The organism is Streptomyces sp. NPDC093261 (assembly GCF_044753645.1).
Lineage (GTDB): Bacteria > Actinomycetota > Actinomycetes > Streptomycetales > Streptomycetaceae > Streptomyces.
Map to the genome: position 1 here is coordinate 1 of NZ_JBIVNO010000012.1, position 11,796 is coordinate 11,796.

The 11,796-nt window shown below is 73.5% G+C and carries 10 protein-coding genes and 1 pseudogene; 7 read left to right on the plus strand and 4 right to left on the minus strand.

What is annotated here, in order from left to right:
* Positions 1-383: 383 nt before the first annotated feature.
* Positions 384-1,466, minus strand: coding sequence for a M56 family metallopeptidase (locus ACIP94_RS23965; RefSeq protein WP_402429112.1), 1,083 nt, complete (start codon positions 1,464-1,466; stop codon positions 384-386).
* 4 nt (positions 1,467-1,470) lie between these two features.
* On the minus strand, positions 1,471-1,896 hold the full coding sequence (locus tag ACIP94_RS23970) for a BlaI/MecI/CopY family transcriptional regulator (RefSeq protein ID WP_402429116.1): 426 nt from the start codon (positions 1,894-1,896) through the stop codon (positions 1,471-1,473).
* Positions 1,897-2,038: 142 nt separating this feature from the next.
* Between ACIP94_RS23970 and ACIP94_RS23975 the strand changes: the two genes are divergently transcribed.
* From ACIP94_RS23975 to ACIP94_RS23985, 3 genes and pseudogenes are all read left to right on the plus strand, one after another.
* Positions 2,039-3,442 carry a glycosyltransferase gene (locus ACIP94_RS23975; RefSeq protein ID WP_402429119.1) on the plus strand — a complete coding sequence of 468 codons (1,404 nt, stop codon included), beginning with the start codon at positions 2,039-2,041 and terminating at the stop codon, positions 3,440-3,442.
* A gap of 34 nt (positions 3,443-3,476) precedes the next feature.
* Positions 3,477-4,229 carry a polysaccharide deacetylase family protein gene (locus ACIP94_RS23980; RefSeq protein WP_402429122.1) on the plus strand — a complete coding sequence of 251 codons (753 nt, stop codon included), beginning with the start codon at positions 3,477-3,479 and terminating at the stop codon, positions 4,227-4,229.
* Between the two features lie 41 nt (positions 4,230-4,270).
* Positions 4,271-4,351, plus strand: a pseudogene (locus ACIP94_RS23985) (MarR family transcriptional regulator); the annotation flags it as partial.
* Between the two features lie 115 nt (positions 4,352-4,466).
* Here the strand turns inward: ACIP94_RS23985 and ACIP94_RS23990 are convergent.
* Positions 4,467-6,197 (minus strand): ABC transporter ATP-binding protein, encoded by a 1,731-nt coding sequence (locus ACIP94_RS23990; RefSeq protein WP_402429682.1) that lies wholly within the window; start codon positions 6,195-6,197, stop codon positions 4,467-4,469.
* Positions 6,198-6,544: 347 nt separating this feature from the next.
* Between ACIP94_RS23990 and ACIP94_RS23995 the strand changes: the two genes are divergently transcribed.
* The 3 genes from ACIP94_RS23995 (at position 6,545) to ACIP94_RS24005 (ending at position 9,690) form a co-directional block, all read left to right on the plus strand.
* On the plus strand, positions 6,545-7,633 hold the full coding sequence (locus ACIP94_RS23995; protein WP_402429685.1) for an S-(hydroxymethyl)mycothiol dehydrogenase: 1,089 nt from the start codon (positions 6,545-6,547) through the stop codon (positions 7,631-7,633).
* Positions 7,633-8,262, plus strand: a complete 630-nt coding sequence (locus tag ACIP94_RS24000; RefSeq protein WP_402429125.1) for an MBL fold metallo-hydrolase — start codon at positions 7,633-7,635, stop codon at positions 8,260-8,262. The genes ACIP94_RS23995 and ACIP94_RS24000 overlap by 1 nt, the downstream gene beginning before the upstream one ends.
* A gap of 459 nt (positions 8,263-8,721) precedes the next feature.
* Positions 8,722-9,690: an aldo/keto reductase gene (locus tag ACIP94_RS24005; protein ID WP_402429128.1), complete on the plus strand. Its 969-nt coding sequence runs from the start codon at positions 8,722-8,724 to the stop codon at positions 9,688-9,690.
* Positions 9,691-9,765: 75 nt separating this feature from the next.
* Here the strand turns inward: ACIP94_RS24005 and ACIP94_RS24010 are convergent, their stop codons facing one another.
* Positions 9,766-10,365: an RNA polymerase sigma factor gene (locus ACIP94_RS24010; RefSeq protein WP_402429131.1), complete on the minus strand. Its 600-nt coding sequence runs from the start codon at positions 10,363-10,365 to the stop codon at positions 9,766-9,768.
* On the opposite strand from ACIP94_RS24010, the gene ACIP94_RS24015 reads away from it, so the two are divergent.
* Positions 10,364-11,767 carry a serine/threonine-protein kinase gene (locus ACIP94_RS24015; RefSeq protein ID WP_402429134.1) on the plus strand — a complete coding sequence of 468 codons (1,404 nt, stop codon included), beginning with the start codon at positions 10,364-10,366 and terminating at the stop codon, positions 11,765-11,767. The two genes, ACIP94_RS24010 and ACIP94_RS24015, sit on opposite strands and share 2 nt — an antisense overlap.
* The last annotated feature ends 29 nt before the right edge of the window (positions 11,768-11,796 follow it).

Below are 11,796 nucleotides of genomic sequence, written 5' to 3' on the forward strand. Positions count from 1 at the left end.
CGCCTCACCGGCGAAGCCACCATCTCCTGGCGCGACCCGACATCACGGAATCAAACACCAATTTCGGGATGAAACATCGGGAGAAAACGACCTCTGAAGGGCGGCGGGTCTCGGCGTCCGCGCCGACGACCCGTCAGCCCCGTCGCGCCGCGGTGCTGACCCGTTGGCGGCCACGACGGCCCCGATGGCCCCCACGACCGCGGAGCTGTGGCCGCCGGACGCCCGCCCGGCCACCGAGGCCACGCACGACGTCGACGACTGGCCGGCCACGCTCTCCACCGGCGGCCGTATCGGCATGACGGCGGAGTCCACCGCCAACCAGTGCGCCCGGCCCGGGATCGTCTACCGGCCGGTGCGGGACGCCGAGCCCGTCGCCGTCCGGCTCACCTGGGGGCGGGACGGAACCCGCCCCAAGGCGCAGGCCGTGACCGGGCTGCTGACTGCGCTCCACCACCCGAGCCGACGCGGCCGCCATGGCGATGGCGAGGGCAGCAGACGCGGCGATGCTCCGGGGCGGAGCCGCCCGGCGGGATGACGGGTGTCCTGGTGTGCGTCACGCACTCGGCGCGCTGCGCGCTCTCCACCATCTGCTCGCTGTCGGACGCGGCGTTGGCCAGGCTGGTACAGCACAGCGTCAGCAGCAGGGCGCCCGCGACGAACGGCAGGGTCCGCCGGGGCGGCGGGGGAGCGAGCAGTGCCTGTACGCGCTGCGGCACCGCTCCGCCGGTCACGGCCAGCGCCGCCGGGCGGGACGTGTCGGCGGCGGAGGCGAGGGCGGCGCGTCCGACCGCGCGGGCCACGACCGTACGGCTGCCGATCCGCGCGGCGGCCTCCTCGTCGGCCCAGCGCTCCAGGACGAAGCCGCCCGTCGTGGCGAGGGGCCGTAGCAGTGGGTTCACGGCGGCCGCGAGCCGCCAGACGGTCCGGAACACGGAGTGCCTGCCCCGCAGATGGGCCCGCTCGTGCGCCAGCAGGGCCTCGCGCTCGCCGTCGCCGAGGCAGCGGAGCATGCCCCGGGAGACCACGATCCGCCCCGGCGCGCCCGGCAGCGCGAACGCCCGTGGCACATCGTCGTCGAGCACGGCCAGTTCGGTGTCGCCGGGCAGCCGGCCGCACTCGCGCCGGGCCCACAGCACATGCCGGGCCTGGCGCACGGCGGCGACGGCGAGTCCCACGCAGGACGCCGCCAGAGCGAGGGTCGCGGCCAGTGCGGCGACGGGATACACCGGGTCGGCGGCACGCAGGGCGGACACCGACCAGCCGCCCTCCTCGGCGACCTCCGGTATCTGGGCGAACCCGGTGAATGCCAGCAGGGCGAGCGACCCCGTCCAGCCGGCCGCCGTCACCAGCGCCGCACAGGCCAGGGCCCAGGCGGCGGGGCGCGGGGCCAGCCTGCGGACCGGCCGGGGGGCGAGCACCGTGAGCAGGGCGGTGACAAGGAACGGAATGTAGACGCTGATCAGCACCGGCTCAGCGCCTCTCGCCGAGGTGCTCGCCACCCTCGCGTACCTCGTGCCCGGACAGCAGTCGCTGGAGCAACTGCTCGTCCTGCTCCGACAGTTCGGAGACGAACCGGGTCAGCACGGCCTCGCGGTCGGAGCCGCGCTCCAGCAGGGTGCGCATCCGCTCCGCGGTGTGGGACGCCTCGTCGCGGGCCGGCTCGTACGTATAGCCGCGGCCCTTTCGGCGCCGTACCAGCATGCCCTTGTCGTACAGCCGGGACAGGATCGTCAGGACGGTCGTGTACGCCAGGTCGCCCGGCAGCCGCTCCCGGACCTGTCGTGCGGTCAGCGGCCCCTCGGCCGCCCAGAGCGTGGCCAGCACACTGCTCTCCAGTTCGCCGCGGGCCCGCCTGCCGGATGCCCCGCCGGCCTCGTCCTTCTTCCGCTCGTGCACCGTTCACCTTCCCTTCGCCGCTCGGCTCCCCAGACTACCCGGCGAACTACTACTGCATGTAGGAAGTATGCTCCGGGCTCGAACCGTGAACTACTACATGTTGTAGAGTTCCGCCGCTCCCTTATGTGCGGAGGAAACGCCCATGCCCCAGCCCGCGCTGTTCGGCTCTGCCGGACGAACGGCCCCGGTGCCCGCGCCCGCGGTCGCCGCTGCGCGCTCCCGAGCCGCCACGACGCCCCCGGGTCGGGTCACCCTCGTCTCCGCGAGCCTCGGAGCCGGTCATGACGGTGCCGCCGCCGAACTGGCCCGCCGTCTGGCGGCGGACGGATTCGTCGTCGACCGGTACGACCTGCTGGACCTGCTGCCCGCCCGGCTCGGCCGGGCCGTCAAGGACGGCTATCACCGGATGCTCGTCCGTGCCCCCTGGGCCTACCAGCGAATCTACTCCAGCACCGAGCGTGCCGGCGGTGGCGGTCCGATGGCGCGTGCCCTGCTGCATGCCGCCGAGGATCGGGTGCTGCGCGCCCTGCCTCCGGGCACCGGCGCGGTCGTCTCCACCTACCCGGGCGCCAGCCGGGTGCTGGGCAATCTGCGCCTCGACGGCCGGCTGACCGTGCCCGTGCTCACCTACCTGACCGACTTCTCGGTCCATCCCCTGTGGGTGGCGGAGGGTGTGGACGTCCATCTCGCGGCCCATGCCGTGCCCGCCGCCCAGGCCCGGGCCGCCGGGGCCGCGGACGTCCGCGTGTGCGGGCCTGTGGCCGATCCACGTTTCCGGCCCGGTGGCCCGGGGGAGCGCAGCCGGGCCCGGGCCCGCTTCGGGCTTCCGGCGCACGCCCCCCTGGCGCTGCTGGTCGCCGGCTCCTGGGGGGTCGGCCCCGTTCGGCAGGTGGCCCTGGAACTGCGCGACTGCGGAGCCGCCGTACCGGTCGTCGTCTGCGGCCGCAACGAGGCCCTGGCCGGGCAACTGCGCGCGGACGGCATCCATGCCTACGGCTGGGTCGACGACATGCCCGGGCTGATGCACGCCGCCGACGTCCTTGTCCAGAACGCCGGGGGTCTGACCTCCCTGGAGGCGTTCGCCGCGGGCCTGCCCGTCGCGAGTTACCGCTGCATACCCGGGCATGGGCTGACCAACGCCGCCGCCCTGGACGCGGCGGGTGTGGCCGTCTGGGTCCGCGACCCGGCCGAACTCAAGCCCGTGCTCACCGACCTGATCGACGGGCCGCTCGGGCCGCGCCGGCGCGCGGCGGGCCTTGCGCTTTTCGCCGCCGACCCGGACGGCGGCCCCGCCGCCGAGATAGCGCGGGTCCACCACTCCGGGCTGCCATCCTGGACCCCGGTCCCCGCAGGTCGGCGGACACGACGCGGCAGCCGACTCGCCGTCACCACCGCCACGGCGTGTGCCGTGTGGGCCTCCGCCGTCGGCACGGGTGTCGTGACGACGCCCGACGGCCCCGGCCTGATGCACTCCATCGGGCACGGCCTGGACCTGGACGACCTCGCACCGGGCCACGGCCCCCGACCGGAGGGACACCATTCGTGACCGCCGCACGGCCCCGACCGGAGGGACTCGACTCATGACCGCCGCACGCCTGATGCGCGTGGCCGCCCGCGCCGCGCTGCCCGTTCTCACCGCCGCCCATGTCGCGCCGGTCGTCTCCACCTTCGGACCCCTGCGCAATCGCGTCATGCCCCGCCTGTCCGGCCGCGGCCGGACAGGCCATGTCGCCCTCACCTTCGACGACGGTCCCGACCCCGCCTCCACCCCGCTTTTCCTGCGGCTGCTCGCCGACCGCGGTGTGCACGCCACCTTCTTCCTTCTCGGCCATCAGGCGCACCGCTCTCCCGGCCTGGTCCGCGAGATCGCGGCGGCGGGCCATGAGATCGGCATCCACGGCTGGCTGCACCGTCCGCTGCTGCTGCGCGGCCCGCGCGCCACCTACGACGACTTCGCCCGCGCCCGTGACACCGTCGCCGGGATCACGGGCCGGCAGCCGCGGCTCTTCCGGCCTCCCTACGGCGTCATGTCGGCCGCCGCGCATCTGGCCGCCCGCCGCCTCGATCTCACCCCGGTGCTGTGGACCTGCTGGGGCGAGGACTGGACCGCCCGCGCCACACCGGAATCCGTCCATCGCACGGTCACGGCCGACCTCGACGGCGGCGGGACGATCCTGCTGCACGACTCCGACTGCACCTCCGCCCCGGGCGCCTGGCGGTCCGCACTGGGCGCGCTGCCGCTGGTCCTCGACACCTGCGAGCAACGCGGATACGAGGTCGGACGGTTGGCCGATCACGGATGGCCCCGTCCGCGGGTGGCCTCGACGGCGTGAGACGGGGCGTGAGGGAGCGGTGCGCGCGGGCGCCCCATTGACGGCAGATCGCCGACTTCGAACCGCTTCGCCCGGGCGAGCCGGCCAACCGGCTCGGAGTCGAGGCCTCGCGTGGTCGACGACTTCCTCGCGCACTCGGCCGACGACGAGGCAGCAGGCGGTTTTCGCCGACGCACGCACCGAAGCCTGCTCCGGCTCCGAACTCCGGCGAGCCCCAGGCTTGTCCGCCCCGGTCCCCTAGCCGGCCGTCGCAAGGAACTGGGTCGCGGCCAGTTCGGCATACAGGGGGTCCCCGGCCACCAGATCGCGATGGGTGCCGACCGCGCGCACACGGCCCGCGTCCATGACGACGATCCGGTCGGCCGCCGTCACCGTGGACAGCCGGTGGGCGACCACGAGGACGGTCGTCGACCGCGCCACATCCGCGACCGTGTCCCGCAGCGCCGCCTCGTTGACGGCGTCGAGCTGCGAGGTCGCCTCGTCCAGCAGCAGCAGACGCGGGCGGCGCAGCAACGCGCGGGCGATCGCGACACGCTGGCGCTCCCCGCCGGACAGCTTGGTCCCGCGATGCCCGACGAGGGTGTCGAGCCCCTGGGGGAGCCGCCCCACCAGACCGTCCAGCCGCGTCGTCCGCACCACGCGCGCCACCTCGGCGTCGTCCGCCTTCGGATTGCCGAGCAGCAGGTTGTCCCGCAGCGACCCGGACAGCACCGGCGCGTCCTGCTCCACATAGCCGATGGCGGACCGCAGCTCGGACAGCTCCCACTCGGCCACGTCCCGGCCGTCGACCCTGACGGTGCCCGACTCCGGGTCGTAGAACCGCTCGATCAGCGAGAACACGGTCGTCTTGCCCGCGCCCGAGGGGCCGACGAAGGCGGTCATGCCCCGGGCCGGCACCGTGAAGGTCACACCGTGATGGACGTAGGGCAGACCGTCGGCATACCGGAAGCGCACCTCCTCGAAGGCGATGGCGGCCGGGTGCGCGCCGGGCGACGGCAAGGGCGCCCTGCGCGCGGGCGCTTCGGCGGGCAGCCGCAGCGCCTCCTGGATGCGGGCGAGTGCGGCGGAACCCGTCTGGTACTGGGTGACCGCGCCGACGACCTGCTGGATCGGCGACATCAGATAGAAGACGTAGAGCAGGAACGCGACCAGCGTGCCCACGTCGATCGCTCCGGTCGCCACCCGCGCGCCGCCCACCGCGAGCACGGTGATGAAGGCGATCTGCATCGCGAGGCCCGCCGTGTTCCCCGCGGCCGCCGTCCATTTGGCGGCCCGCACGCTCTGCCGCCAGGACTCCTCCGCCGCCGCGTGGACGGCCGCCTCCTCGCGGCGCTCCGCACCCGACGCCTTGACCGTGCGCAGCGCGCCGAGGATCCGCTCCAGCAGCGCGCCCATCGTGCCGACCGCGTCCTGCGCCTGCCGGCTCGCCCGGTTGATGCGCGGCACGATGACCCCGAGTACGGTGCCCGCGCCCAGGACCACGGCGAGCGTGACACCGAGCAGCACCACGTCCACCAGGCCCATCATCACCAGCGTCGCGACCAGCGTCAGCCCACCGGTGCCGAGGCCGACCAGCGAGTCCGTGGTGACCTCGCGCAGCAGTGTCGTGTCGGAGGTGATGCGGGCCATCAGATCGCCGGGCTCGGTGCGGTCCACGGCGGATACCCGCAGACGCAGCAGATGCGACGACAGGGTGCGCCGCGCGCCGAGCACCACCGACTCGGCGGTGCGCCGCAGCACATACGAACCCAGCCCGCCCACCACCGCATTGGCGAGCACGAGCCCCGACATGCCGAGCAGCGCCGCGGTGATGGCCCGGTCGTGCGCCAGGTCATCGATCAGCCCACGGGCCACGAGCGGCAGCAGCAGCCCCGTGGCCCCGGTGACCAGGGCCAGCAGCGCACCCGCGCACAGCGCCCACCGGTGGGGTCGTACATATCCGAGGAGCAGCCGCCACGTGGGCGGCACGGGGTCCGGGCCCGGTGCCGTACCTTCCGGTGCCGTACCTTCCGGCCCCTCCGCGTCCCGCGTGCCTTCCGCCGTGTCGTGCGTGGCTTCCTTGCCGGTGATGCTCACACCGCTCCTCGCGAAGTGTCACGGCGTTCCGTGCGCCATGCGGGCGTTCAGCCTAGACCTCGGTGCCATGCGCCGGTCAGCCGCGTACCGTGCGCGCGAACCCCCGTCGAGTCGATCCCACGTCCATGGCGCGGAATACGTGCACAAGGGGTACCCGCCGCGCAAGGATCATGGCAGTGGGCCGCAGTGGCCCGCTGCGGGCCACCCCGCCCGCACCGCAGACGGAAGGCAGCAGCACCATGGCGCAGGAAGTACGCGGCGTGATCGCCCCTGGCAAGGACGAACCGGTCCGGGTCGAGACGATCGTCGTGCCGGATCCGGGTCCTGGTGAGGCGGTGGTGTCCATCCAGGCGTGCGGCGTCTGCCACACCGACCTGCACTACAAACAGGGCGGCATCAACGACGACTTCCCGTTCCTGCTCGGCCACGAGGCAGCCGGCGTCGTCGAGTCGGTCGGCGAGGGCGTCACGGACGTCGTCCCCGGTGACTTCGTGATCCTCAACTGGCGCGCGGTGTGCGGCACGTGCCGTGCCTGCCGGCGCGGCCGTCCCTGGTACTGCTTCAACACGCACAACGCCCGGCAGAAGATGACCCTCGCCGCCACCGGCCAGGAACTCTCCCCGGCCCTCGGCATCGGCGCCTTCGCGGAGAAGACGCTGGTCGCGGCCGGACAGTGCACCAAGGTCGACCCGTCCGTCTCCCCGGCCGTGGCGGGCCTGCTGGGCTGCGGGGTGATGGCCGGCATCGGCGCCGCCATCAACACCGGGAACGTCGGCAGGGGCGACTCAGTGGCGGTCATCGGCTGCGGCGGGGTCGGCGACGCGGCGATCGCCGGGTCGTATCTCGCGGGCGCGGCGAAGATCATCGCGGTGGACATCGACGACCGCAAGCTCACCACGGCGAAGGAACTGGGCGCCACCCACACCGTCAACTCCCGGGAGACCGATCCCGTCGAGGCGATCCGCGAACTGACCGGCGGCTTCGGCGCCGACATCGTCATCGAGGCGGTCGGCCGCCCGGAGACGTACAAGCAGGCCTTCTACGCCCGTGACCTCGCCGGCACCGTCGTCCTGGTCGGGGTCCCCACCCCCGAGATGAAGCTGGAACTGCCGCTCCTCGACGTCTTCGCGCGCGGCGGGGCGCTGAAGTCGTCCTGGTACGGCGACTGCCTGCCCTCCCGCGACTTCCCCATGCTGATCGATCTGCATCTGCAAGGGCGCCTTCCGCTCGACAGGTTCGTGACCGAGACCATCGCCCTCGACGAGGTCGAGAAGGCCTTCGAGCGGATGCACCGAGGCGATGTGCTGCGCTCGGTGGTGGTGCTGTGATGACCGCCCGCATCGACCGCCTGGTCACCTCCGGCACCTTCTCCCTCGACGGCGGAACGTGGAAGGTGGAGAACAATGTGTGGATGGTCGGCGACGACCACGAGGCCATCGTGATCGACGCCGCCCACGACGCCGACGCCATCGCCGAGGCCGTAGGCGACCGGCGGCTGCGCGCCATCGTGTGCACCCACGCCCACAACGACCACATCGACGCCGCCCCCGCCCTCGCCGAGCGCACCGGCGCCACGATCTGGCTCCACCCGGACGATCTGCCGCTGTGGAAGATGACCCACCCGGACCGCCTGCCCGACCGCTGGCTGGACGACGGCCAGGTGATCGAGACGGCCGGCGCCGATCTGACCGTGCTGCACACCCCGGGCCACGCACCCGGCGCGGTCTGCCTCTACGACCCCGGCCTCGGCACGGTCTTCACCGGCGACACCCTCTTCCAGGGCGGTCCCGGGGCCACCGGGCGCTCGTTCTCCCACTTCCCGACGATCATCGACTCGATCCGCGACCGGCTGCTGACCCTTCCGCCGGAGACGGTGGTCCGCCCGGGACACGGTGAGTCGACAACCATCGGCGCCGAGGCGCCCCACCTCGACGAGTGGATCGCTCGCGGCCACTGACGGCAGGACGCGCCGGGACGCCGCTGCGCTATCGCGCGGAGCACCGACGCGAGAGCGCACCGGAACACCGCCGCGAGACACGGCGGAAGGAGTCCGGCCTCCGAAACACGATCCACGCACCCGGATCCGCGGGGCGGAGGCCGTCCCGGCGCGGGGGCCGTCCCGGCGCGGGGGCCGGACATGGCGCCGGGGCGGGACATGGCGTCGGGGCGGGACATGGCGCGGAACCACGGCGACTACCGTTCCGGCGCCGGCCACCGCCCCGTCGAGGCCCGGGAGGCGGGCGCCCCGGCGGACCCGCCGGTGTACCGCCGACCGGGCCGCCGCCCCGGCGCGTCACGCCGCTTAGGGTGGGCAGGGAGCACGTCGTCGGTACCGGCGGCGCCCCGGCCGGTCGCGAACGATCGTGTCCGGCGCTGCACGGCGCCCGGCCCCGCCCCGAGGGAAAGCAGGAGTGGCATGGAGTACGTGAAGCTCGGTTCGACCGGCCTTGACGTGTCCCGGATCTGCCTGGGCTGTATGAGTTTCGGCCTCCCCGACCGTGGCACCCACACATGGAGCCTCGACGAGGAGGCATCCCGCCCCCTGATCCGCCGGGCGCTCGACGCCGGCATCAACTTCTTCGACACCGCGAACGTCTACTCCGACGGCACCAGCGAGGAGATCGTAGGCCGCGCGCTCGCCGACTACGCCCGCCGCGACGAGATCGTGCTGGCGACCAAGGTGCACGGCCGGATGCGGCCCGGGCCCAACGGGGGCGGACTGTCCCGCAAGGCCATCATGACGGAGATCGATCACAGCCTCCGCCGGCTCGGCACCGATTATGTCGACCTCTACCAGATCCACCGCTGGGACTCCACAACCCCCATCGAGGAGACGATGGAGGCCCTGCACGATGTGGTCAAGGCGGGCAAAGCCCGGTACATCGGCGCCAGTTCGATGTACGCCTGGCAGTTCTCCAAGGCCCAGTACACGGCCCGGCTGGGCGGCTGGACGCGGTTCGTGTCCATGCAGAACCACTACAACCTCCTCTACCGCGAGGAGGAGCGCGAGATGCTGCCGCTGTGCGCCGATCAGGGCGTCGGCGTGCTGCCCTGGAGCCCGCTGGCCCGCGGCCGCCTGACCCGCGACTGGGACGAGACCAGCGAGCGCAGCCGCACCGACGAGTTCGGCAAGCGGCTCTACGAGGAGGGTGACCGGGCCATCGTCGACGCGGTGGCCAGGGTCGCCGCCGAGCGGGGCGTCCCGCGCGCCCGGGTGGCCCTGGCCTGGCTGCTGCACCAGGACACCGTCGCCGCGCCCATCGTCGGCGTCACCAAGCCGCACCACATCGACGACGCGGTGGCGGCGCTCGACGTCCACCTCACCGACAAGGAGATCGAGGCGCTGCAGGAGCCGTACCTGCCGCACCGCATCAGCGGTCACTGACAGGGCGCGGCAACGGACAAGGGGGCGGCGCGGGATGTCCGTGCCGCCCCCGGGCGCCCGGCCCCCGGGGTGGTGTCACATGCCGCCGGCCAGCCAGGGCCTGACCTGCTTGCGCGCCTCGTGCAGACGGGATTTCAGCGTGCCCAGCGGGACCCCGACCCGCTCGGCGACCTCCGCGTACTCGAGCTGGCAGAGGTCCCGGTAGACCAGCGGTGCCACCAGATGCGGATGCTCGCGCTCCAGCCGCTCCAGGGCCTCCAGCAGATCGATGCGGGAACCGGCGATCACGCTGGTGGTGCGCGGATCCACATGCTCGGCCGCGTCGATGGCGGCGGGCTGCTCGACGGCCCGGCGCTTCAGCTCCCGGTATTTCTGCCGTGCGCAGTTGGCGACCACCGTGTACAGCCACGTGCTGAAGCGACTGCGGCCCTGGAACGTGGTGATCTTCCGCGCCACCTGCAGCAGCACGTCCTGCGCCGCTTCCTCGGCGTCCTCCCGGCACGGCAGGAACCGCCCGCAGCGCCGCAGCACCTCCGGCCCGATGAGCTGGAGCAGCGTGTTCAGGGCCACTCCGTCACCCGCCGCCGCGCGCCGAGCGAGTTCCTCGGAGTCCGCGGCATCCCCCACTGGGAGCTCCCCTCGAAGTCGATGTTCGACCAGGCATGATAGTCCCATGCACTCCCTGGAGCGGATCGACCGCTACCGCCTGGAACGCCGCCTGGGCGGCGGCGCCTTCGGCACCGTCTGGCTCGCCCACGACGACGACCTCGAGGCGCTCGTCGCCGTCAAGGTGCTCGCCGAGAACTGGGCCCACCGGTTGGATGTCCGGGAGCGCTTCCTCTCCGAAGCACGCCTGCTGCGCCGCGCCGGTTCCAGCCGGGTCGTCCAGGTCTACGACATCGGGGAACTCCCCGACGGCAGGCCCTACTTCGTCATGGAGTACGCCGACGGCGGCACCCTCGCCGACCACCTCACCGACGGGCCGCTCCCGGTCGCCGAGGCCCTGCGGCTGACCGCCTCCGCCGCCCGCGCCGCGGCCGCCCTGCACGACGCCGGTATCGTGCACCGGGACATCAAGCCGTCCAACGTCCTGCTGCGCACCGCGCCCGACGGCTCCACCCGGCTGCTGCTCGCGGACCTCGGCCTGGCCAAGAGCCTGGCGCAGGCCTCCGGGCTGACCATGGCGGCGGGCTCCGCCGGGTACGCACCGCCCGAGCAGACCGAACCCGGCACGGGTATCGACGCCCGCGCCGACGTCTACAGCCTCGGCGCCCTCGGTTACCACCTCGTCACCGGCACGGTCCCCGCACCGCCCGGCAGGGTGCAGCCCCCGGACCGGCTCCGCCCCGATCTGCCGTCCGAGGCCCGGCGGGTGCTGCTGCGGGCCATGGAACCCGACCGGGAGCGGCGCTGGCCGGCCGCGGACGCCTTCGCCGACGCCCTCGACCGGCTCGCCGACGACATCGCAGCTCCCCTCGGCCCGCCCCCGGCCCCGGTCGCCGGAGGGCCCCGCCGCCGTCGTCGGGGCATTCTGCTCCTCGCGCTGGCCGCGGCGGCCGTCGGCGGGGGCGCCGCGTTCACCACCACGCTGCTGCTCGACCGGACCGCGGCGGCGGACGTGACGGTCAAGGACACCTCCGGACGGATCCAGGCCGCGGTGCCCGCGTCCTGGGGCCGCGAGCTGCGCGACGCCGGCTGGGACCCGAAGTCGCTGGGCCTGCCGAGCGGGCATGAGCCCGCCCTCTCCGTGGCCGACGACCTCTCGGACTGGCAGGACCTCGGCAGCCACGTCAACGGCGCGTTCATCGGCCTGAGCGAGCACGGGGACCTCGCTGCCAAGGTGCGCGCGCTCGCCCACTCCGGCTGTCACTACGAGGGCAGCCGTGACTACCGGGGCACGACCTGGCAGGGGCGCATACGCACCTGGAACGACTGCGGCGGCGGCAAGGGCTCCGTCGCGGAGGCGGCCCTCGCCCCCGCCGACGGCGCCGGAACCGACGTGTACGTACAGGTACGCCAGGACGGCGGCAGCGACCGCACCGACCGGATCCTGGACTCCCTGCGAATCACCGGCTGACCGCCCGCGGCACGGCAGTCAGTCACCAC